General features: G+C 35.0%; 24 protein-coding genes and 2 pseudogenes. 14 read left to right on the top strand and 12 right to left on the bottom strand.

Going from position 1 to position 23,158, the window contains the following annotated elements; translation table 11 throughout:
* Positions 1-139: 139 nt before the first annotated feature.
* Positions 140-977, bottom strand: a pseudogene (locus tag IGK53_RS05995) (CPBP family intramembrane glutamic endopeptidase).
* A 184-nt stretch (positions 978-1,161) separates the two neighbouring features.
* Here IGK53_RS05995 and IGK53_RS05990 point away from each other — a divergent pair.
* Positions 1,162-2,049, top strand: a complete 888-nt coding sequence (locus IGK53_RS05990; protein WP_002306584.1) for a peptidylprolyl isomerase — start codon at positions 1,162-1,164, stop codon at positions 2,047-2,049.
* 289 nt (positions 2,050-2,338) lie between these two features.
* Here the strand turns inward: IGK53_RS05990 and IGK53_RS05985 are convergent, their stop codons facing one another.
* Positions 2,339-3,124: a glycerophosphodiester phosphodiesterase gene (locus IGK53_RS05985; protein ID WP_002329253.1), complete on the bottom strand. Its 786-nt coding sequence runs from the start codon at positions 3,122-3,124 to the stop codon at positions 2,339-2,341.
* Between the two features lie 609 nt (positions 3,125-3,733).
* On the opposite strand from IGK53_RS05985, the gene IGK53_RS05980 reads away from it, so the two are divergent.
* A complete protein-coding gene (locus IGK53_RS05980; RefSeq protein ID WP_002293281.1) occupies positions 3,734-3,949 on the top strand; it encodes a DUF378 domain-containing protein in 216 nt (71 codons plus the stop codon).
* A gap of 136 nt (positions 3,950-4,085) precedes the next feature.
* Complete coding sequence (locus IGK53_RS05975; RefSeq protein WP_002329254.1) at positions 4,086-4,571, top strand: hypothetical protein; 486 nt, start codon at positions 4,086-4,088, stop codon at positions 4,569-4,571.
* Positions 4,572-4,651: 80 nt separating this feature from the next.
* On the opposite strand, the gene IGK53_RS05970 is transcribed toward IGK53_RS05975, so the two are convergent.
* Positions 4,652-5,290 carry a hypothetical protein gene (locus IGK53_RS05970; RefSeq protein ID WP_002291921.1) on the bottom strand — a complete coding sequence of 213 codons (639 nt, stop codon included), beginning with the start codon at positions 5,288-5,290 and terminating at the stop codon, positions 4,652-4,654.
* A 191-nt stretch (positions 5,291-5,481) separates the two neighbouring features.
* Between IGK53_RS05970 and IGK53_RS05965 the strand changes: the two genes are divergently transcribed.
* The 5 genes and pseudogenes from IGK53_RS05965 to IGK53_RS05945 all read left to right on the top strand — a co-directional run bounded on the left by IGK53_RS05965 (position 5,482) and on the right by IGK53_RS05945 (position 8,416).
* Positions 5,482-5,895, top strand: a complete 414-nt coding sequence (locus IGK53_RS05965) for an Hsp20/alpha crystallin family protein (RefSeq protein WP_002291922.1) — start codon at positions 5,482-5,484, stop codon at positions 5,893-5,895.
* A gap of 181 nt (positions 5,896-6,076) precedes the next feature.
* Positions 6,077-6,337 (top strand): hypothetical protein, encoded by a 261-nt coding sequence (locus IGK53_RS05960; RefSeq protein WP_033606565.1) that lies wholly within the window; start codon positions 6,077-6,079, stop codon positions 6,335-6,337.
* A gap of 159 nt (positions 6,338-6,496) precedes the next feature.
* Positions 6,497-6,733 (top strand): annotated as a pseudogene (locus IGK53_RS05955) (hypothetical protein).
* A gap of 389 nt (positions 6,734-7,122) precedes the next feature.
* Entirely contained in the window at positions 7,123-7,914 is a 792-nt protein-coding gene (locus IGK53_RS05950) for a TraX family protein (protein WP_002291925.1), read from the top strand.
* 109 nt (positions 7,915-8,023) lie between these two features.
* Positions 8,024-8,416, top strand: coding sequence for a VOC family protein (locus IGK53_RS05945; RefSeq protein WP_002291926.1), 393 nt, complete (start codon positions 8,024-8,026; stop codon positions 8,414-8,416).
* An 80-nt stretch (positions 8,417-8,496) separates the two neighbouring features.
* On the opposite strand, the gene IGK53_RS05940 is transcribed toward IGK53_RS05945, so the two are convergent.
* The 5 genes from IGK53_RS05940 to IGK53_RS05920 form a co-directional block, all read right to left on the bottom strand.
* Positions 8,497-9,420: an NAD-dependent epimerase/dehydratase family protein gene (locus tag IGK53_RS05940; RefSeq protein WP_002329255.1), complete on the bottom strand. Its 924-nt coding sequence runs from the start codon at positions 9,418-9,420 to the stop codon at positions 8,497-8,499.
* The gene (locus IGK53_RS05935) at positions 9,421-10,098 is read right to left on the bottom strand and encodes a type 1 glutamine amidotransferase domain-containing protein (RefSeq protein WP_002329256.1); all 678 of its coding nucleotides are present in this window, start codon (positions 10,096-10,098) and stop codon (positions 9,421-9,423) included.
* On the bottom strand, positions 10,076-10,429 hold the full coding sequence (locus tag IGK53_RS05930; RefSeq protein ID WP_002306577.1) for an ArsR/SmtB family transcription factor: 354 nt from the start codon (positions 10,427-10,429) through the stop codon (positions 10,076-10,078). The genes IGK53_RS05935 and IGK53_RS05930 overlap by 23 nt, the downstream gene beginning before the upstream one ends.
* Positions 10,430-10,716: 287 nt before the next feature.
* Positions 10,717-10,914 carry a cold-shock protein gene (locus tag IGK53_RS05925; protein WP_002291933.1) on the bottom strand — a complete coding sequence of 66 codons (198 nt, stop codon included), beginning with the start codon at positions 10,912-10,914 and terminating at the stop codon, positions 10,717-10,719.
* Between the two features lie 292 nt (positions 10,915-11,206).
* Positions 11,207-11,350, bottom strand: a complete 144-nt coding sequence (locus IGK53_RS05920) for a hypothetical protein (protein ID WP_002291935.1) — start codon at positions 11,348-11,350, stop codon at positions 11,207-11,209.
* 86 nt (positions 11,351-11,436) lie between these two features.
* On the opposite strand from IGK53_RS05920, the gene IGK53_RS05915 reads away from it, so the two are divergent.
* Positions 11,437-11,691, top strand: a complete 255-nt coding sequence (locus tag IGK53_RS05915) for a hypothetical protein (RefSeq protein ID WP_002306574.1) — start codon at positions 11,437-11,439, stop codon at positions 11,689-11,691.
* Positions 11,692-12,021: 330 nt separating this feature from the next.
* Complete coding sequence (locus IGK53_RS05910; protein WP_002306570.1) at positions 12,022-12,324, top strand: hypothetical protein; 303 nt, start codon at positions 12,022-12,024, stop codon at positions 12,322-12,324.
* A gap of 180 nt (positions 12,325-12,504) precedes the next feature.
* Here the strand turns inward: IGK53_RS05910 and IGK53_RS05905 are convergent, their stop codons facing one another.
* Positions 12,505-12,765: a hypothetical protein gene (locus IGK53_RS05905; RefSeq protein ID WP_002329257.1), complete on the bottom strand. Its 261-nt coding sequence runs from the start codon at positions 12,763-12,765 to the stop codon at positions 12,505-12,507.
* 281 nt (positions 12,766-13,046) lie between these two features.
* Between IGK53_RS05905 and IGK53_RS05900 the strand changes: the two genes are divergently transcribed.
* Positions 13,047-14,006 carry an IS30-like element IS6770 family transposase gene (locus IGK53_RS05900; RefSeq protein ID WP_002329140.1) on the top strand — a complete coding sequence of 320 codons (960 nt, stop codon included), beginning with the start codon at positions 13,047-13,049 and terminating at the stop codon, positions 14,004-14,006.
* A 709-nt stretch (positions 14,007-14,715) separates the two neighbouring features.
* Here IGK53_RS05900 and lepA read toward each other — a convergent pair.
* Positions 14,716-16,551: a translation elongation factor 4 gene (gene lepA / locus IGK53_RS05895; RefSeq protein WP_002291945.1), complete on the bottom strand. Its 1,836-nt coding sequence runs from the start codon at positions 16,549-16,551 to the stop codon at positions 14,716-14,718.
* A gap of 146 nt (positions 16,552-16,697) precedes the next feature.
* On the opposite strand from lepA, the gene IGK53_RS05890 reads away from it, so the two are divergent.
* The 3 genes from IGK53_RS05890 to IGK53_RS05880 are packed head-to-tail and all read left to right on the top strand — an operon-like array spanning position 16,698 to position 19,096.
* A complete protein-coding gene (locus tag IGK53_RS05890) occupies positions 16,698-17,918 on the top strand; it encodes a GNAT family N-acetyltransferase (RefSeq protein WP_002291948.1) in 1,221 nt (406 codons plus the stop codon).
* 19 nt (positions 17,919-17,937) lie between these two features.
* Positions 17,938-18,432, top strand: a complete 495-nt coding sequence (locus tag IGK53_RS05885) for a nucleoside 2-deoxyribosyltransferase (protein ID WP_002329258.1) — start codon at positions 17,938-17,940, stop codon at positions 18,430-18,432.
* The gene (locus IGK53_RS05880; RefSeq protein WP_171025413.1) at positions 18,410-19,096 is read left to right on the top strand and encodes a hypothetical protein; all 687 of its coding nucleotides are present in this window, start codon (positions 18,410-18,412) and stop codon (positions 19,094-19,096) included. The genes IGK53_RS05885 and IGK53_RS05880 overlap by 23 nt, the downstream gene beginning before the upstream one ends.
* 148 nt (positions 19,097-19,244) lie before the next feature.
* On the opposite strand, the gene clpB is transcribed toward IGK53_RS05880, so the two are convergent.
* The gene (gene clpB, locus IGK53_RS05875; RefSeq protein WP_430605032.1) at positions 19,245-21,854 is read right to left on the bottom strand and encodes an ATP-dependent chaperone ClpB; all 2,610 of its coding nucleotides are present in this window, start codon (positions 21,852-21,854) and stop codon (positions 19,245-19,247) included.
* 249 nt (positions 21,855-22,103) lie between these two features.
* A complete protein-coding gene (locus IGK53_RS05870) occupies positions 22,104-23,150 on the bottom strand; it encodes a lysylphosphatidylglycerol synthase transmembrane domain-containing protein (protein ID WP_002306568.1) in 1,047 nt (348 codons plus the stop codon).
* Between the last annotated feature and the right edge of the window lie 8 nt (positions 23,151-23,158).

Genomic DNA, 23,158 nt, shown 5'->3' with positions numbered 1-23,158 from the left:
AAATGATGAGAACACGACAGTCAGTTGTGAAAATCTAACAAAAGATGTCGTGTATTCGTTTGAATCTGTTTACTTTTTCGTTTAATCAATGAAAGACTTAAAAAAGCAAGACCGATATCAGCCTTGCTTTCTTCATCTTTTATTGATAAACAGCAGTGTATTTCTTCATCCGCTTTGTTTTATATGCATAGAGTAACAAACCAACAATCAAGACTAACAAGAATAATGTAGTCGATATAGACGCTTCAGCCCTAAAGTTTCCCCAGTAACTATTGTGTTTTGCGATTGAACCAGAGTGGAGAAAAAACCTTGTTCTTGCGTTCCGCTGACTGGTATACCCAAAATAGCTCCTTGAGTCCAATTCCAAGTAATGTGAGCACCGATGGCCGTAAATAAACTTTCTGTACTGTAGATAAGTGCACTGAAAAAGCAACCTGCTAAAAAGATATTGAAAACTGCCAGAAATGTCATGTTAGGATTCAATCCGTGCAAAAGAGCAAATAATGCAGCAGATCCAATCATTGCTATTAATGGACCAAAACTAAGCAGCTGGTGCTGAAAAAAGCCACGGAATAAAAGCTCTTCGGATACCCCACTGCAATAAATAAAATAAAACTCGTGATCAGCGGCACAATATTTGCGTTTCCTGAATCTAACCGATACGCCCCTATCAAATATAATGGACTAGTAATAAGCAGAAACACTCCAATTCCACCAACGAGACCTCCCGCTAAATATCCCCAGTCTTTTCCTCGTCCAGAAATACCATAATCTTCCACTTTTTTCCCTTCTACCTTACTAGCAAGAAATAAAGCTAGTAAAAAAACAACTAAATGTCCAACCGTACCAGCAATTGCTCCAATCCATTCACTGTCTCCAAGAAACATATCCGCAAGTGCATTATTGACAAGAATTCCTAAAACAAAACCAACTAAGACTATTAAAACAGATCCAATCAATCGAATAATCCTGATCATCTTTCATCCCTCCTTTATATTAAGTGTAATAACCCTTTTCTTTCTTGTCTCGTGAAAAATATCTAAATGTTCTCCATCATAGAGAGAAAAAATTTTTACGAACTAAGAATGTCTACAGCAACCTTACGAAAATGAAAGACTGTCTGCCTGGTTCTTCTGTTAGACTGTCTTTAATAAGGAAAGGATGGGAAATTTTTTGAAAAAACAACTACTGATTATGTGCCTTTCAGGATTTGCTATTTTACTATTCTCAGGTTGTAGCAAGTCCAATGAAACAATTGCAACGTTTAAAGGTGGAACACTTACAGTTCAGGATTTTTATGATAACCCAAAAGTTAAATCAAACAATCAAACACTATTAAGAAAAATGATCGTCTTCAAAGCGTTTGATGATGTATACGGAAAAGAGATTTCTTCAAAGGAAGTAACAAAAGAATATAATGAACAAATCAAAAAACTTGGTCCAAACTACAAGGAACAATTAAAAGCAGTTGGCCAAACGGAAGAGACATATAAGAAACTTTTGAAACAGATGCTGGCTTTCCAGTACGGTTTGAAAGCCAATGTAAAATTAACAGATAAAGATCTAGACACTGCTTGGAAAGAATTCCATCCAGAAGTTAGTACACAGATCATCCCATTTTCGACTAAAGAAGAAGCAGATAATGCAAAAAAAGAAGTAAATGAAGGGGAAAATTTCTCCAAGCTTGTTCAAGCTTATGGAAAAAATAAAACACTAAAGGAAACTGATGGAAAAATGAAATTTGATTCAACCAATCCAGGGATTCCTACTGAAGTAAAAAAAGCAGCATTTCAATTAAACAACGGGGAAGTTTCTGATATCATTCCTGTAACAGATCCAACGACTTATCAGCAAAGCTATTATCTAGTAAAAATGGTAAAAAAACAGGATAAAGGTGCCAATAAAGATAAATACAAATCAGAGCTAGAAAAAATCGCCACGGAAACAAAAACCCTTGATACGGAATTCATGGATAAAACAATCCATAAAGTGATGAAAAAAGACAATGTAACTATTAAAGATCCTTATGTAAAAAATATATTCAAATAAACAAGTTTGACCCGATTGGGGATGTGGCAAGCAAGTTTCGGAAATTACTTCTTATTTCTTAAAGATGAACACTTCTGCCACGACCTCATGCGGGTTATTTTTTTCCATACCAAAACAAGTTCCATACCAAAACAAGTAACTGAATTTATCACAATCATATCAATATAAAATAAAAAAGAAGTTTTTTTATTTATGAACATGCTATATAAAAAAACCTAAGTCAACTTGACGACCTAGGTTCAAAAATGGATATAAAGATGAATAATTACATAAAATGAATATATTATGTTTATAAATCACTAGGATTGATTTCATCCGTTTCTACGATTGGAACGGATGATTTTTTTAACACTTCAAATCGTTTAACGTCATTTACCCCATACACTTGATACTCGATTCCAGATTTATTTAGTTTATTGATTGTTTCTTCTGTAGCAGCATCATTAGATACTGAGAGCAACGCTTTTTTATAACTTTTTACTTGTTCAATCTCATCTTCAAGTTTATTTTTTTGGTCATATAACCAAGATACTGTGCAGTCAGGATGATTCTTTACGACTTCGTCTCGGATCTTTTTATCCGTCAGTACAAAAAATGAACGTTCATACACACTATTTTGTTTTAGCGTGTTTACGATGTCATTAACAAAATGTTCATCCTGCCAGTTTCCTTTTGAACCATCCACGTTGACAATCAAGTTATTTTTTTTGATTTCCTTTACGGCTTCTTCAAAAGTAGGTATCTTAACTTTTTTATTTACGTATTCTGGATAGTTTTTCGTATCTAAATTAAACTTCTTTAGTTGTTTGATCGTGTATGTCTCTGGTTTCCCCGTTCCATCTGTTGTTCGATCCAATGTGTCATCATGCATCAAAAAATTCACGCCGTCTCTACTTGTCCGAACATCAATCTCGACTGCTTGGTAGCCTAATATTTTTGCTTGATGGATACTCTCCACCGTATTCTCAGGCGCAATAATGTGTGCGCCACGATGAGCCACTAAGTAAGTACCTTCATGTTCCAACCAATTATTTGCTAATGAAACACATCCTGTTAATAAAACAGTGAATAGCATTACTATTCCAATCTTTTTTTTCACTTGCCAAATCACCTCAAAAACAAGTATAGCAAACTTAAACCTGTTTAAAAAGTTATTTTAAAACGAGCTAAAAATATCCTTATGGACTTTTTCTTCTTGTTCTGTTATACTAAAGAAACACGAAAGATATTTTTATGCGACACTTTTCATTTGTTTTTATGAAATTTATTCAAAACTGGCGTAACTTCAGAGTTACAAGGATGTATTAGAGGTTAGGGAATACATCGTTTAAATGAGAAATAAGTAATAGTTAGTAATAGTCACCGAAACTTTAAATTAATGAATATTGAATCGTCAGATAGCCTTCTCGAGTTTTCGAGAAGGCTATCGTTTATTTTATGGATAAGTGAGTCCGCAAGTCATTCCTCATCCCTCATCGGAGCTCATCAAGTATTTCTGACTGTCAATGTTGAAAATCAGACGTTTTGTAAGTCTATTTCTTTTTTTGATTGAAGGCATTATCTGCGATACCTTTACTTGTTTTTACTCTTTTTGCATCATTTGCTAAAATCCCTGAGCGTTATATAAGCAATGTTTCTCTTTTTGATATATAATTATTTTATCATTTAAGAAAGGAGAATTCTAATGAAAACTTTAGATGCTATTGCATTAACTTTATTGATTGTGGGAGGGCTGAACTGGTTGTTGGTAGGCTTGTTCGAATTTGATTTAGTAGCTATGATTGCTGGTGGTTCAACAACTATTTTTGCGAAGATCATTTATATCATCGTAGGTATTTGTGCGATTTACTGCTTGAAATTTTTCCCTATGATTACTAGAAAAGTTGATGAAAGATATTAGAAAGCTATAATTATTAAAAAAGCAATTATCTTCATGAACCTTCCCATTAGTGGGAAGGTTTTTTATTTGAAGTCATCTGATTCCACATGGAAAGTGGTATACTGAATCAAGATAATCTATTTTAGGAGGTACCATCATGAATAAAGGGATTTACGTAGGATTTTTGGGGGTTGTACTACTTTTTTCAGCCTGTGGAAATGCTACAAAGAATTCTATCAATGAATCTTCACTAACCAATTCAACACCTGTGGTCGGTTCAACTAAAAGTACTTCTACTGCTTCCATTACTAATACTTCTACTAATAATGTAGATTCTCAATATAGCCAATCAAGCATTCAGTCGTCTACCATTTCTTCAACATCTGAAATGCAAGAAAGAACTGAACCTTCTCTTCCATTGGAAAACTCTGATGAAGCACTTCTATTTCTTATTGCCCATCGTTCCGAATTACAAAGTGAAGATATCGTTACTAGCTTTTATCAAAAAATCGATCAAGATTATTTGTTCACGACTTCTAGCAAGCAGACTCGTGCCCAAGGAGGATCAGGAAGTGTCGGTTTCTATCGAGTTTCCCCCGATGGAGTGATCTTGATTACTGATGCGTACGGCACACCGTTTTGATGATATAGAAAATTTCACATTTCTGTCTGTTCATTGTGTGTTTTAACGCTATTTTATTTTGAAAAACGCGAACGAGTATCTCAATCGTTCGCGTTTTCTATTTCAAAATTCTCTGGTACGTCCCATTTATTCGCCACCATTTTTTTGTCAGATGCAGTCATACGATATAAGTGACCATTTGCGTCAACTACATAGTTTGCTACAGCTACTTCTTCCATAAAAATATCTACTTCTACTTCTCTAACTTGATTGATACGAACGTCAAACCAATAATGGTTAGCGCTTACAATAGTTGGATCTTCTAACTTCAAATGATAGTATGCCCACTTCTCTACTTGCTCTCTTGTTAAATTTGTGGTATCTACTTCGCTTTTTGTCAGTTGTGTAATAAAATTAGTCGCCGGATGGTTTTCTAAATCCAATTTTTCTACATTTGGGTAAAAGAATTTGCTTATTATAAAAAATGACACGATGATGATTCCTGCTATACAACATGTGTAATAGACGATTTTTCTTCTACGGGTTTTACGTATCGTTTTTATTTGGTAATTTCGCGCTTCTCGATCTCGCCATTTTCGTTGCTGCAAAGCTGTTTTTTCTTTTTCTAAAAGATAGCCGAGTTCACGTTTCTTTTGTGGATTGCTTGTCCTAGCGATTTCTAATTCTAAATGATAGATTCTGCTTTCTTCTCGCCAATAGGGATTTGTGGTTTTTGCCATATTTTCTCCTCTCTAAATTATTTTCTTACTATTATTCTAGCAAACCCTTTCTCAAATTAGAAAGATAACCTTTGTAATTCACTAGATGAAACATTCACAAAGACAACCGTTATACTTGAATTTTTTTCAAAATAGAGTTATTACATAAATAGGGATAAATAAAAAATACTCTATTGAAAGGATGATCAAAAATGGCAAATGTACCTAGCATTCGCGACATGTTCCCTGATTTCAATGATGTGTTTAGTCCAGCGTTCAATGATTTTTTAGGTGTTTCAAGTTATCCAAAAGTAGATTTAGTTGAAAACGAAAAAGAATACAAACTAACAGCTGATATGCCTGGCTGTGACAAAGAAGACACGACAGTTGAATATTCAGACAATACTTTGACGATCTCCGCCAACCACGAGTCCCATACGGAAGATAAAGAAAATGGCAACTATGTACGGAAAGAAAGACATTCGGTCTCTTACAAACGTTCATTCTATCTTCCTGATGTTGATGAAGAAAAAATCACCGGAACCTTTAAAAATGGTGTACTGAAATTAGCATTACCTAAAACGGCGCATCATCCAAAAGAAACGAAAAAAATTGAGTTAAACTAAGAACTTTCGCCTCTCAATAAATGAGAGGCGATATTTTTATTTTTGATAAGAACAAGTGATTTCTAATTGAAATTTATAGTTATTCAGAACTAATTCAATAATCCTAATTAAAATTTCAAACGATACAAAAAAATATTTTGTTTTGGCGATAAAGATGGTATGATCTCTCTTGGTAAAAAATATGGGAGTTGATCATTTGATTGTCTTAAGTAAACTTTTATTTTGGATACCATTCATCATAATGACCAGTATTTTCTTTTACTTATTCAAAAAACCGAACAAATACTTACTTTTATCTGCTTGTCCGATGATTTATTTTATCCATAAAATCAGAGGCTTTTATTATTATGACTCTGGTATTTCATTGTTTTACTACGAAATCGGTTTATTAGCTTCGGCCATCTTTTTCATTTGTGTGTTAGGATATTTCAGAAAAAAATAAGCTTCCAGTCAAAATTGGCTGGAAGTTTTTTATTTTGGCGTAGAACTTTTCATTTGATATTCATACAAGTTGATCCATTTTTCTATTATTAAGTACATACCATTGTTACTCTTTGAATGTGAGGGATAAAGAATAAAAGGAGCTGGTATTTTGTTAGCTATGAGTAAAGCTTTATTTTTACTTCCCTGCACATTCATGTTTATTGTTTTATGTTACTTCAAAAGGGGGGGAAAATGGTGCTGGATCGATGTTTTGCTGTTTCTTCCCTTTTTTCCGCTTATTTATTTTCTGGAAGAAATTTAGGATGACATGGCATGTGATTCTGCTTTTCTTTTTAGTCATTCCTTGGGGCTTATGCTCTCACTTATGTTCTTTGCCATTGTGCTATTTTTTTGAATAAAAAATAATGTATAAACACGTTTGTCCCAACTAATCTTGTAACTTGATTTTTTGCATTAAAACCAAATAAAAAGATAAAAAAGTGCGGTATTTTGCACATTTTTATTATAGATAAACGTTTAGACAAATTGGATTACTTTTAGGTTCGTGATACATTGGCATAGAAATTATTTGCAAATTATAAGTTTACATCATTTAATTATAGTTACATACTATTTTCCCCCCCTCATTCTCTGATATTCCAAAGATAATTTCTACTTTGTTTTGATTTTTGCAGTGATTCACATGACAAAAATGTTCGACTTTTCGATTGTATTTCTTACTTCAATTCATTAATAATGTGATTGTCACTTGTTTCCTTTATTTAATCATTAGGAGGGGAAAATTTGAATACTGTTCGTTTGAAAAGAGGACTTTCTACCTTTGACTTGAAAATTTTAGGGATTACATTGATGTTTGTCGATCACATTCATCAAATGTTTTATCCGTTTGGTGTCCCCGACTGGCTGGATTGGTTTGGTAGACCAGTTGCTACTTTGTTCTTTTTTATAAGCGTTGTAGGCTTCTCACATACACATGATAAAAAGAAATATATGCAGCGGCTTTATCTCTCAATGGTTCTTATGGCCTTTTTTACTTATTTTTTAGGTAATATCGTTCATTATGATGAAGTAGTATTAATGAATAACATTTTCAGAGATCTGTTTATTGGTACGGTCATGATGTATGCAATCGATCTTTTCACTGAGGGAAAAAATACAGGTAGTTGGAAAAAGATTGTTACAAGTATTCTCTTATTCATTTTACCAATCTTGCTCTCATTATTTATCCCGTTGTTATTTTCTAGTCCTGTTATCCTTCAAAACAAAGTTGTTTTTATGCTGATTACATCATTTTTACCTGCACTGCTTTTGGCAGAAAATAGTTTTATGGTTCTTTTGATTCCTTTGCTTTATTTAGCAAGAAATCATCGTAACATTCAATGTGTCATCATTTCGATTGTTGCTGGAATATTCTTCTTTTTAGGTACGACCCAGTGGATAATGATCTTTTCAATCATCCCAATCTTGCTATATAACGGACAAAAAGGAAAAGGAATAAAATATTTCTTTTATATTTTTTATCCGGCACATATTGCCCTATTATATTTGCTGTCTGCCTTTTTATATAAATACTAGACTGATGAATGACCATTTCGATTCAGTTCCTGTCTTTAGTCTTTTTTACCCATTCCATGTTACAATCGCTTTGCAATCGATCTCAAAAAAGGAAGCAGGAGGGAAAAAGATGAAGCAACTATTACCGTTTTTGACATATAATGGTCAAGCAGAAGAAGCAATCAATTGGTATCACAAAGCTTTTCCTAACTCCCAAATCACTAAGTTGAATCGGTATGGGGATGCGAGCAAAGAGGAATCGGATCTTATCCTTGAAGGTGAACTTAAGTTAGGCAATCAAGTAATTGGATTTTTGGATATGTCAAAAGATTTCCCTGCGCCTGTCTCCACCTGGGCATCTACCATTTTGATTGAAGTAGATAATCAGGAAGAATTTGATCAGGCATTTAATACATTAAAAGATAGCGGAACCGTAATGATGCATGAAAAAAATTACGAAAAGTATACGGAAGTTTGCTGGGTGACTGACAAGTTTGGCTTTACTTGGCAACTGTTATTCTAGTCATGAGATAAAACGAAAAAGCGATAGTTGACTTTCCATATTTAGTGGATGGCAACTATCGCTTTTTCTCTCGAGTAGCATTACTTTTCTAATTTGAATAATTCGTCTAACGCATTGGAGAATGTTGTTATTTCTAAATCTGGAAATTTCTTTTTAAATTTATCAGAATTAAACTTGTTATCATAATGATATCTAGGTAGTAACTCTTTTAGCTCTTGCATATTTTTATTGAATATAGAACCAAGATCAAACATCCATTGTTTGATCACTTTATATTTTACCGGTTTGCACATCTTTTCTTCCATCAACTTTATCATCTCTTCATATGTTCGACTTACATCACAAGGTAGATGCCAAGTTTGGTTATAAGTGTCAGGATGATTTGCTAAAAGTGCCATGGCTTTACTAGCATCAGGTGTCCAAATCAAGGTCCTTAAAGTTTGATCAGAAATTGGTACCAAAGCAGTCTTATCGTCTTTCACTCGGTTAAACAATAAACTGTTTGTAATACTTTGCGTCTTATTAGGTCCATAAAATTCAGGAGCGCGACAAATCATCACATCGATGTCAGGATTCTCCATTTCAGTCACTAGCCGATCTGCCATTTTAGCTCGAACAGTGGATTTGATACCATCATAAATAAATTTGCTATCCTCAAATTGTTCCGTGTCATTTTTTTCGTACATATAAGTGTTATCGAAAAAAACTAATTTCGCCTTTGTTTCTTTACAAGCCTGTATGACATTTTCTAACATGATTTCAAATTTTGTTTTCCACTGTTCGGAGTCCATCGGTAATCCTGCAGCAAAATAAACAATCTCACTTCCTGCTACAGCACGAATAGTTGCCTCACGATCTAAAATATCCGCTGAGATTAGTTCGTCTGTATCGTTGATTGATTTCGGATTTCGACTAACTAAGCGCAACTGTTTCCCGTACGTTTGATTGAGTTCTTTTGCTAATTCGTATCCAATTTGGCCATTACTACCAATAACTGTTTGCATTTAGATAACCTCCTTGATGAATGTTCGTGCTAGTTCTCTTGTTGAATACGGGTTTTGTCCAGTAATCAGATGTCCATCCTTTACCACATGACTCTTAAAGAAACGCTTCTTGACAAAATGTCCTTTTCTCTTTACAGTCATCTCTTCATTATCAAAAGGAACTACTTTGCTTTTCATCGCTAATCGTTCCTCCGTTTTAGTAAAACCAGTCAATTTTTTATTTGCTATTAAATAGTCATTATTAGCAAGTCTGATATTCAATAAACCTGCTATACCGTGGCACACAGATAATACATAGCCATTTGATTCATAAATATCACTCGCTATTTTTTGTAATGCGTTATTTTCTGGAAAATCCCACATCACACCATGTCCTCCGGTAAAGTAAATAGCAATATAATCTTCACTCTTTACGTTTGCAGGAGACAACGTATTCCTCAAACCTTTTTCAATAAATGTTGCATTAGAATAAATGTCCATAACATCAGAATCTAGATTTTTCATACTTCTAGGATCAATCGGCACATAGCCACCTAACGGACTAACAAAATCAGCTTCAAACTGATATTTATAGATTTCTGCTAAAAATTCTACTGTTTCTCCTAGCCAAAGCCCAGTAGCTTTATTTGTTCCTTTATATTGATTGACGTTTGTTTCAACGATCAGAATTTTCTTCACTGTCTTTTAGCTCCTCTATTTCAGTTATTACATCATTCAAAAAATCTCTTAATTTGTATATATTTTTATTTTCGTGTTTTAGATAGTAAAAATTTTTAGTTCCTTCTTCTCTGACCTCTAATAAATCGGCGTCTTTTAAAATTTTCAAGTGGTGTGATACTGCTGGTCTTGATAAACCTGTATCGTCAGTTAGTTCTCCTACTTGCAAACCATGACAGCTTTTTTCATTTAATAGTCTAATCAAGATCAATTGTCTTTTTGTGTCACCTAACGCTGCTAAAAAACCACTCAATGATTCTAGTTCTGTTTTTAAACGATCATGTCTAATCATTGTAGCTCACCTCTTTGGTTTATATGTTTAAACCATTAAACCATATTTGGTAAAATATGTAAATTCCTTTGCTCAGAAAAGTATCTTCTTTATGATTTGACGGTTTCAGAAAAAAATATCAAAGCAAGTAAAAACTGAGTAACAGAAAATAAACAAACTAAATCAAACAATAGTGTTAAACTTAATCAATGAACGAAAAAAATCCCTCACCTAATATTACAGTGAAGGATTTTTTCTACCAACATAAACAAAAAAACCACCTCATATGAGGCGGTTAACATTCAACATTATTTTACGATATTTACTGCTTGAAGACCGCGTTGACCTTCTTCAATATCATAAGTAACTGCTTGGCCTTCATCTAAAGACTTAAAGCCTTCTCCTTGGATTGCTGAAAAATGAGCGAATACGTCATTTCCATCTTCACCAGTGATGAAACCAAAACCTTTATCTGAGTTAAACCATTTTACTGTACCTTTATTCATATATATTTCCTCCTGATACGTATATAATACGTGTTTTATTGCAATTAATATTACTTGGTAAAAGGAGTTTTTATAGTGTGAATATATCGCTCAGATTACGTTTCAAATTAGATTACTTATTTACTGTAACACGGATATAATACTAACACAAGGATAATCACTCGATATAAGGTTTAAAAGATGTAAAATTTCAGAAAAATCACAACAATTGTTTAATGAACGAGTATGATCTCCGATTAAAAATCTCATATCTATCTACTTTCTTTTTGTTCTTCGTTAACTACTTACTTTTTCAACCTGAATGATGGCCGGCAATACAATTGCTCGCAATTTTATCCACTGCTTCTGTAGGAACACCGTATTTTTTAAACTTTGCTTTTATTTCAGTTAGTTCCGGTTTTCTGACTTTTTCCATTCTGGTGTGTTTGTAGTCCATTCGGAACTATTATCCTTAATATTTGGTTATTAGTTGATAAAGTGCTATTATCCTAATTGACATAAGACGATATGGGAGATGATACGGTGGTCACATTTAGCATGCTTTTATTTTGGATTCCAGTCTGTATTGGTATCAGCTCTTTTTTTTACTTCACTAAACGTTCTAGAAAAACAGTTATATTAATGCTTTCTTTTCTTCCTACAGCAATTTTTATCATAAAAATAGTGAAATATACATTTTATCAATCGCTTTCAGCATTATTTTTTTACGTAGTTGGGTTGTTTTTATCACTTATTCTTTTCATCATTGTTTTGCGATATCTTTATAAGAATGATTAATTATTATACATCGAAATGATTCTTGTTATCCTTAATGCTATTTTTTTAGATTTCAATTTTTTATAAATATTTTAGGTCTTGCTCTTATCTTATTTTCTAGCAATATTATAAAATTGATTGGTAACTTTCTAAAAGACGATCACTAGTTGATTGTCTTTTTTTCTGAATGTCTATGTAACTAAAAAATAAAAAAGAAGCTGTTTATCTTTTCACCTAGCGATAGTCGCTAAACTTTCCTTACCTTATTTTCTCTTCAGCAAAAAAATGGATAGAAACAAAAGTATCATGTATAATTAAATTAAAATTAAAATAATTAGAGAAGGTGAAATTATGGATGAATTCCAAATGATAAAAAGTACTCTTATATCTATAAAAGAATATGTATCGATGATAAGTAGCTTTCCTAATGAAAGTGATAGAAACAGTGTAATAAGACAGTTTAATATTCAGTTTATAGGAAAAGAATGTAAAAAAGTTATTTCTATAGAGATTGCTAATTATTTAAAATTAGAAAATAGTATATTTAACAAATATATTCAAGAAATTGCCAAAGAACTCCACATCAAATTAGAAGGACTCCATAAGGTAAATTCTGCTACTTCGGAAGCTGATGCGTATTATATCTATCTTTGACAATAAGTAATTGATGTGTTTTAAATATGCGTAACTCCGATGTTTATAAATTAATAGACAGCAACGGAAATAGTAAAAACATACTAGGAAACAAGGATGTGAATTTCAACTCTTCATAATTGTTCTTACTATTTTTCAACCGTTGCTGTCTATCGCATTTCATCATTCTTTCAATCCGAATTAATTAGGGTACTTTATCGGCATATCTAGTATTAAACCGTCTATACCATGACTACTAGCGTAACATCTGTCTTTTTTTTCATTCCGCTCCCTCCCATTGACGAGCATCATTTTATATAGAAATCCAAGCTTACGAATAACCTCACTTGCAATAGCAACACCCTGACTTGCCACTTTATATACTTCTTCTGTAGAAACTCCGTATTCTTTTTCAAATGTTGCCTTCAGTACGTTCGATTCTTGTTTACTCGATTTATTCATTGCCGTTTTTCCAATTCTCATTAATCAATAACATTTTAAGTCGATTTTCTGAACTTATGTATCAATGATCATATAGCTTGAAACCGTTCTTATTATACTGTAGTAATCTACGTATCTAAGCAACCCTTCATTTTTGTATAAGTCTTTTATTACCGATTCCCCCCTTCAATCTCATTTTTTTCTCACGCTAATTGTAAAATTAAGTTAGTAAAATAAAAAGGCATTTATGGTACACTCAAATTGTATTTCCGACGAAAGAAAACAAAGGAGTGTAACCATAAATGACCTACAAACATCTTACCATAGACGAACTGACAATGATAGAATCATATTATCTTCAACATAATAAGCCGGTTGAAATCGCTAACCGAATGGGACGTGCTATACAAACTATTTATAATGTAGTCAATAAGTTCAAGCAAGGCAAGACTGCTCTTGATTATTGGCACCAGTATAAAGAAAATAAGAAAAAATGTGGTAGAAAAGTCATTCAATTACCTGCTCATGAAGTAGATTACATTAAAGAGAAAGTCACTCTTGGTTGGACGCCTGACGTCATTATCGGGCGAAAAGAAAGGCTTGTTTCATGCGGTATGAGAACACTTTATCGTTTATTTTCTAAAGGAATATTTGATATTGACACACTACCGATGAAAGGTAAAAGAAAAACCAATGGCCATCAGGAAAAACGGGGAAAACAACAGTATCAGCGCTCAATCCATGATCGACCTGATAATTATCCTGATTTCAATTCTGAGTTTGGTCACCTTGAAGGTGATACGATCGTTGGCATTCATCATAAAAGTGCCGTCATTACTTTAGTTGAAAGATTATCTAAAGTCATTATCACGATTAAACCCAACGGCCGTAAGGCATTAGATATTGAAACTGCCCTTAATCAATGGTTTTCTCGCTTCCCTAAAAACTTCTTTAAATCTATTACGTTTGACTGTGGAAAAGAATTTTCTAACTGGAAAGCCATTAGTAACCAACATGATATTGATATATATTTTGCGGACCCTGGAACACCTTCTCAACGCCCATTAAACGAGAATTCTAACGGGATTCTGCGTCGTAATGGACTGCCGAAATCAATGGATTTTAGAGAAGTGAATCAGACATTTATTTCCAGTGTCAGCAATCAACGTAATCATATTCCAAGAAAATCATTGAATTACAGAACACCAATCGAAATATTTTTGAGCTATGTACAAGAAGCATTTTATTCTAGCTTAATTTGACAAATCATATCATAATCAATGAATAATGATAAGATAAATATATTGCAAAAGAGAAAAAATAAAGGGGATATAACTTTGTTATTTATTAGTAAAATTTTATTCTGGGTTACTTGTGCATATAAAATTATTGTTCTACATTGTTTAAAAACATGACGTAAAAAAGATTGTTTACTGATCGTCTCATCCCTCCCATTTATCTATTTCATGATTCAGATTTGGGATGATTCAGATACTGATCCCCTTTTTTTATCCAATTATTTAGTTGGTTTAGTATTTTCGATAGTATTTTTTATTTGCATACTAATTTATCTGAATACAAAAAATTAAGTTTTCCAGCTCTTAGGGCTGGCTTTTTTTGTTTCTAGTCTATTTTTTCTGAAAAAGTTACTTGAATAAATACACTTTTTGAGAGATTATAGCCAAACTATTTTTTAAAACAGCTAAGAATTTTGCGCTAACTTAAGCGACATCACTCAGTTTATACATGGATTCTTTTGACTAATCCAAAGTTGTTTCCGACTAATCCTCTGATTCCATGGCATCCAAAACATGATTAGATGGACACCTATTCTCATATTACAAATAAAATGAGAATTGAAATGGTAGATATCATGGAGAATTTTACCAACAAAAAAACCACCGGTGACATTCCGGTGGCAAACCCATGTAAATATGGTATTTTTTTCAGTATTGTCAAATAGACCTCTTACTACTTCTTACTTTCTTCTTCGTCCATTTTCAGAACGGCCATGAAGGCTTCTTGCGGAACTTCGACGGAGCCGATTTGTTTCATCCGCTTCTTCCCTTCTTTTTGTTTCTCTAAGAGTTTACGTTTACGAGAAACATCTCCACCATAACATTTAGCCAAGACGTTTTTACGCAAGGCCTTGATGTCTGAACGGGCAACGATTTTTTGTCCAATAGCTGCTTGGATTGGCACCTCAAATTGTTGGCGTGGGATTAGTTTTTTCAGTTTTTCAACGATTGCTTTTCCACGTTCATAGGCAAAGTCTCGGTGAACGATAAAGCTTAATGCATCGACTTTTTCTCCATTCAGCAAGATGTCCATCTTCACTAACTTGCTTTTTTGATAACCAGACATTTCATAATCCAATGAGGCATAGCCTTTTGTACTTGATTTCAATTTGTCAAAAAAGTCAAAGACGATTTCAGAAAGCGGAATATTATAGACGACATTTACTCGGTAATCGTCTAAATAATCCATCGTAATGAATTCTCCACGTTTTCGTTGAGAAAGTTCCATGACTGCACCGACAAAATCATTGGGCACCATAATCTGTGCTTTGACAAATGGTTCTTCTACATCTTGGATCGTTACAGGTTCAGGAAAATCTGCCGGGTTATCAACTGTAGCAGTCGTACCATCTGTTTTATTAACATGGTAAATAACGGATGGTGCAGTCGTAATCAATTCTAGATTGAATTCTCGTTCCAAACGTTCTTGGACGACATCCATATGAAGAAGTCCTAAGAATCCGCAGCGGAACCCAAATCCCAATGCTTGAGAAGTTTCTGGTTCGAATTGTAAAGCAGCATCGTTCAATTGCAGTTTTTCTAAAGCTTCCCGCAAATCGTTGTAACGAGAAGTATCAATTGGATAAAGACCACAATAAACCATCGGATTCATTTTTCGGTAACCTGGTAAAGCTTCAGCGGCAGGATTGTCTGCTAATGTTACTGTATCCCCTACTCGAGTATCTTGGACAGTTTTGATACTTGCTGTGATATAACCAACATCACCGACCATCAAAAAGTCTCTAGCAACTGCTTTTGGCGAGAAGACCCCGACTTCTGTAACATCAAATGTTTTGCCATTACTCATCAGTTTGATTTTATCTCCGGGTTTGACCATACCGTCCGTGATCCGGACATTTAAAACAACACCGCGGTAACTATCATAAATAGAATCAAAGATCAAAGCTTTTAGCGGTGCATCTAAGTCTCCACTTGGTGCTGGAACATATTCCACAATCTGCTCGAGAATATCTTCAATTCCAATCCCTGCTTTTGCACTAGCTAATACAGCTTCACTAGCATCGATTCCGATTACGTCTTCGATTTCTTGACGGACACGTTCGGGATCTGCTGCGGGTAGGTCGATTTTATTGATGACTGGCAGGATCTCCAAATCATTGTCTAACGCTAAATAAACATTGGCCAATGTTTGTGCTTCGATTCCTTGGGCTGCATCAACCACTAAAACGGCGCCTTCACAGGCAGCAAGGCTTCGAGAGACTTCATAGGTGAAGTCGACGTGCCCTGGAGTGTCAATCAAGTGAAAGATATATGTTTCTCCGTTTTTCGCTGTGTAATTGAGTTCTACAGCATTTAATTTAATCGTGATTCCACGTTCACGTTCCAAATCCATCGAGTCTAACAGCTGATCTTGCATTTCGCGAGACGTCACAGTGTGCGTCATTTCTAAAATACGATCGGCCAATGTAGATTTTCCATGGTCGATATGAGCAATGATCGAAAAATTACGAATCTGCTCTTGGCGTTCTTTCATTTTCTTTATATCCATAGCGTCTCCTCTTTTCATATAATCAGCACTTTCCATTATACCAACGAAAAGCAGTAATTTAAAGACTTTTTAATTAGTCAGCTTTAGAAGTTTTTTTGGTAGAATTTTGCTATACTGTTATCAAGCTAATAAATGGAGATGAAAAAATGGATCAAAAAGATTTTAGAGAAAATCTTGAATTAAAACCAGTCACTCAAGAACATATCGATCAGTTCAACGAATTACTTTCCTATGTGTTCCAAGTGACTGAAGCAGATATCGAGGAAAGCGGGTTTGAGAATAAACGAGCTTTTATCCGTTCCAAAAGACCGATTTTAGAAGTATCAAAAGTGTTCGGGTGGTTTCATGAAAACAAACTAATCTCTCAAATCGCTATCTATCCTTGTGAAGTCAATATTCACGGTGCACGTTATAAAATGGGAGGCGTGACTGGAGTTGGAACTTATCCAGAATATGCGAACCACGGATTGATGCAAGATTTAATCATCGTTGCATTGGATAATATGCGCAAGAACAAGCAATGGATCTCTTATTTGTATCCTTACAGTATCCCCTATTATCGGCGCAAAGGATGGGAGATTATGTCTGATAAACTTTCCTTTAAAATCAGAGATACACAGCTACCTAAACAAGTCCCAGTAAGTGGGATGGTTGAACGATTACCAGTTGATCATCCAGATGTATTTGCCGTTTATGACAAATTTGCCCAACGAAACCATGGTGCTTTATTCCGCAGTAATTTTCATTGGGAAGAATATTGGCGTTTCGAAAATGAAGATGAGCGCACAGCCGCTGTCTACTACGATAGCAATCATGAACCAAGAGGTGTTCTATTCTACTGGGTAGCTGAAGAAATATTTCACGTAAAAGAAATGTTCTATCTTGATCAAGAAGCTCGAAATGGCTTATGGAACTTTATTTCCGCACATTTTTCCATGATTTACTGGGTACATGGAGATATTTACAAAAATGAACCCTTAGCTTTTTTGATTGAAGACAGTCAGATCAAAGAGCAGATCGAACCATATTTTATGGCTCGGATCGTTGATGTAAAAGAATTCCTACAACATTTTCCGTTTGTTGGAACAGCTGATGCTTTTCATTTCATCATTGAAGATCCTGTCGCTCCTTGGAATAATGGCATCTTCGCCTTAACATGGGATGAACAAGGACAAGTCCGTGTCTTGAATGAACCTATAGGAAAACCTGTTCGATTGAATATCCAAACATTGACATGCTTGATGATGAATTATCGACGTGCTTCTTATTTGGCAAGAATCGAACGGTTAGAAACAGATGAAGAAACACTGAAGTCACTAGAGCGTATTATTCCAAATATGGAAGCTTACTTTAGCGATTATTTTTAATAAAAAGGATGATGTTTAGATGAAAATTTATTTTGCCGCACCAATATTTGCTAAAAGTGATTTGTTATATAACGAGCAGATAGTTAAAGAAGTCAGAGCGATCTCTTCTAAACTTTCAATTTATCTTCCTCAAGAAAATGAAGCAATCAATGACAAAACTGCTTATGCAGACAGTCGGATGATTGCTCTTGCAGATACAGAAAAAGTGCTGGAAAGCGATTTGATGATCGCTTTATTAGATGGATTGACGATTGATGCTGGCGTAGCATCAGAAATCGGTGTGGCTTATGCGAAAGGTATCCCAGTGATTGGCTTGTATACTGATACCCGGCAGCAAGGTGGAGCCCACCCGAAAAAAATCGCTGCGCTACAGGAAACAGCTGAGAATCAATTTCACTATCTGAACTTATATACAGTAGGACTGATCAAATTGAACGGAAAAGTGGTTTCTTCAGAGACTGAGTTGCTTTCAGAAGTAAAAAGATTTTTAGATGGAGGGACTTTCAGTGATTAAAGAAATCAAAAAGGTTCAAATAGCTTTACTTGCTTTTGGTGTATTCGTTGTCTGTTATAATTTTTATGAATTTATCACCCAAAAGTATTCGACTTCTCAAGGAATCACATTTATCGTGGAATCTTTATTAGGGATTGCATTGATTTTCATGCCACAAGTCATTTTGACAGTTTTCAAACTTAAAATTCCAGCAGCAATCGTTTTGTTTTACTGGTTTTTCTTATTTATCTCTGTCTTTTTAGGTACAGGGATGCATTTGATTAGTATCATCTCTTTTTGGGACAAAATCTTACATGCAGTGAGTCCAATGGTTCTGACAGCTCTTGGCTATGGATTGATTGGTTACTTGATGAAAGATGCGGAGATATCAAAAACCAGTCCTTGGTTATTACTCTTATTCGGCTTTGCGTTTGCTGGACTTTGCGGCGTGTTTTGGGAGTTCTGGGAATTCTTATGCGACCAGTTCTTAGGCATGAATCTTCAACGTTTTGCTGCTTCTGATGGCACACTGTTTGTTGGACGAGCAGCATTGATGGATACGATGGGCGACTTGCTGACAAATACGATAGGGGCTGCCTTGATGGGATTGTTTGCTTGGTCTCAAAGTAAAAAAGATGAGCGTTACTTTGAAAGTTATAAATTAGAAAAAGTGAAAAATACTTAATAACAAAGGTCGTGACAGAAGTGGACAGCTCAAAAAATTTCGGCTCATATCCGAAAAAGCTACTTCTGGAACACTGTTTATTTGAAAAAAAGGAGGTCTGACAGTAGTTGTGTCAGACCCCTTTTTCTTTTATAGTCTCAATGGAAGATTAGACGATTTCTTCTAGCTCTTCTGTTTTGAAATGAAGTTGTCCATCAAGTAAAGTAATCGTTACTTTTGATTTAGGCATAACATGCCCTGCAACGATTTCTTTAGCTAATGGTGTTTCTACTTCCTTAGTGATAAATCGTTTCAATGGTCTGGCACCATATGCTGGTTCATAAGCATTTTCAGCGATCCACGTTTTGGCTTCATCACTGATTGTTAGTAGGATTTCTTGATGTTCCAGACGTTGTGCCAATTGCGCCACCATTTTGTCAACGATTCCTTTCACGTTGTCTAGGCTCAATGGTGTAAATAAAATCGTGTCGTCGATTCGGTTCAAGAATTCTGGTTTGAAGTTTCCACGTAATAGCGTGTTGACTTGTTCAGCCACTGCTTCTGGAATCGTTCCATCAGCAGTCACACCTTCCAACAGTAACTGTGAACCGATATTGCTAGTCATGATCAGAACCGTATTTTTGAAATCAACTACTCGCCCTTTTGAATCGGTTAGGCGTCCGTCATCTAGGACTTGTAACAAGATATTGAAGACATCGGGATGCGCTTTTTCGATTTCATCCAACAAGACGATTGTATAAGGATTTCGTCTGACAGCTTCCGTTAATTGTCCACCTTCTTCGTAACCTACATAGCCTGGAGGAGCTCCGACTAGACGAGACACAGCATGTTTTTCCATATATTCACTCATATCGATCCGTACCATATGATCTTCTGAGTCAAACAAGTTCTCAGCTAAAGCTTTCGCTAATTCGGTTTTTCCGACACCAGTTGGTCCTAGGAAAAGGAAAGAACCTAGAGGACGATTTGGGTCTTGCAATCCAGCCCGTGAACGAATCACCGCGTCACTGACCGCATCAACTGCTTCATCTTGACCAATCACTCGTTTGTGAAGCGTTTCATTCAATTTAATCAGTTTTTCTCGTTCGCCTTCTACAAGTTTCGTTACGGGGATACCCGTTAATCTGCCAACGACTTGAGCAATTTCATTTTCGGTAACGGACTCTTGAACCATCTTGATCTCGCTGTCTTTTGCTTTGGTTTCTAGTTCCTTCAATTCTTTTTCTAATTGAGGTATCGTACCATGGCGCAATACAGCAGCGCGTTCCAGATCATAGTTATTTTCTGCATCTTCTAATTCGTGTTTTGCTTTATCGATTTCAGCACGTTTTGCTGAAACAGAATTGACCTCTTCTTTTTCTGTTTCCCACTGCATCTTCATTGCATTTGCTTCTTCACGAAGTTCAGCTAATTCTTCTTGCAAATTTTTCAGTCGTTTTTTACTTGCATCATCTGATTCTTTTTTCAGTGCAGCTTCTTCGATTTCCAACTGCATCAAACGTCTGGTCACTTGATCTAATTCCGTTGGCATAGAGTTCATTTCTACCCGAATCGTTGCACTGGCTTCATCGATCAAATCGATTGCTTTGTCTGGTAAGAATCGATCAGTAATATAACGGTCAGATAAAGTAGCTGCTGCGACCAGTGCGTTGTCATGGATGTTAACACCATGGTGGATCTCAAAACGTTCTTTTAATCCACGCAGAATACTGATCGTATCTTCCACTGTTGGTTCTTTGACTAATACCTTTTGAAAGCGACGTTCCAACGCTTTGTCTTTTTCCATATATTGACGGTATTCATCTAAAGTTGTGGCACCGATCAAATGTAATTCACCGCGAGCAAGCATTGGTTTCAACAGATTTCCGGCATCCATACTTCCTTCTGTTTTTCCTGCTCCTACGATATTGTGAATTTCATCAATGAACAATAGGATCCGCCCATCACTTTTTTTGACTTCTTTCAAGACCGCTTTTAGTCTTTCTTCAAATTCACCGCGGAATTTTGCTCCAGCGATCAATGCACCCATATCTAATGAAAAAATCGTTTTATCTTTTAAATTTTCAGGCACATCTTTGCGTACGATACGTTGAGCAAGTCCTTCAACGATCGCCGTTTTACCTACACCTGGTTCTCCTATCAGAACAGGATTATTTTTTGTTTTTCGTGAAAGAATACGGATGACATCACGGATTTCTTCATCACGACCGATGATTGGATCCATTTTTCCACTTTTGACTTGCTGTACTAAATCAACGCCGTATTTTTCTAATGCTTTGTATTGTTCTTCTTGGTTTTGCGAGGTCACCCTTTCTCCTCCTCTCATCTCTTCGATGTTTTTACGCAATTCTTTTTCAGATAATCCGTTTTTATTCAAATAAACAGTTAACGGATAATTTTTTAATTTCATCAACGCTAAAATAACGACTTCCGTTGAAAGAAACTCGTCGCCGAAGCTTTCACGTATTTGGTCTGCTTCATTCAATAATCGAAAGAAATTCTGGCTGAGGTTTTGTCCATATTGGACGTTTCCACCAGAAACAACTGGATACTCATCCAGTAGACGATCGATTTCATGTTCAAAAGATTCGACATCCAATCCGGCATCCGTATAGAAATTTCGACCAAAATGATTAGGTTGTAAAAAGATTTTCCATACATGGGCAATGTCGATATCTTGGTGTTTTCGAGTGACCGCACTCTGTTGAGCTTCAGCAATCGCTTCTTGAAGCGTCGTAGTCATTTTCTCAATATTCATACAGGTATACCTCCTAATTAAAGGTAAGATCACTTATTTCTTTGATCTTTACACAAACTATTATATCTCTTTGGTCAATTTTGGTCAAAATATACACATGTTTTTTTGACTTTTTTTCTCGTCTTATATAAATCTTAAAAAAACAAAATTGATTGTATACATACAAAAAAAGAGCAAAACAAACGTAAAATTATCTTACCCATAACGTTTTTCTTTGATTTGATAAAAAGGGTAGATCTTATAAAAGACCTACCCTTGATTTTCTTTATTCTCTTTTTTTACTTCTATTATTTCTTCTTTGATCACTCTTCGCCGTTCAGCAATCACATACACAAATCCATAGAGAAATGGCAAGATAAAGGAACTGAAACGATACAACAAAAGCGAAGAAACTGCGTCAACTGTTCCGACAACTGGTCTAAACAATAACAAGTAGACAAATTCAAAGGAGCCAATACCAGCTGGCGTAGGAATAACCCCTGAAAGCACTACTGCAAAGCTGATAAACGAAATGGTCAGTAGAAAATCTATTTTAGGATGGTTTTCAATCAGAATCAAATAGGGAAGTACATACCAAAATACAAGTTTCAACATATTCCATAGATAAATACGCAATAGCGCAGTCCTGTCTTGGATAATGGTTTGGACCGTTTCCCTTAAAGAGTAGATCTGCTGATTACATGTATCCACCCATTTTCGCAAACGCTCACTCTTAAATAACTTATTCGATAAGCTGACAAAAAATATTTGGACATTCAGACTGATGGACATTACCAATAAAAAGGCAACAATCACGATCGTCAAAAGAATTCCAGCAATAATAAACCAGATCATTGACGGACTATTAGAATAAAAAAGAGAGAATTGGATGAGCAAGCCAGCTAACGCATAGGTAATCACTGCAAGTTTGTACATGATCATATGGAGTGCTGTCACTCCTGCTCCCTGAGACAGTTTCATTCCTTTTTTATTATAAAAATAAATTTCCGAGATCAATGTTCCTGTACCAAACGAAACGATTCGGTAAAACGCAATATAGCTAGAGGTCAAGAACCCATCTTTCGTTGTAAAATTCGGCGCGAAAGGTTCAGCAATTTCTTTGATTGAGCGCCCTTCAGCGATTTGGTAAACTGTCCCTAATATAACAGTGGCTGCCAAAACGACAACACTGGTAGACATTAATTCGGCAAAGATATCTGCAAATGATTGATTGATTAAATAATAAATAATAGCAAAAATCGCAATCAGCAAAAGCAGATTCAGAATGATTTTAATTTTCGTTCCTTTAGATGACATCTCCTGCT

The sequence above is a fragment of the Enterococcus sp. DIV1224 genome, assembly GCF_050555455.1.
GTDB lineage: Bacteria > Bacillota > Bacilli > Lactobacillales > Enterococcaceae > Enterococcus_B > Enterococcus_B lactis.
The sequence above is the reverse complement of the archived record's forward strand: the minus strand, read 5'-3'. Positions and strand labels throughout refer to the sequence as shown.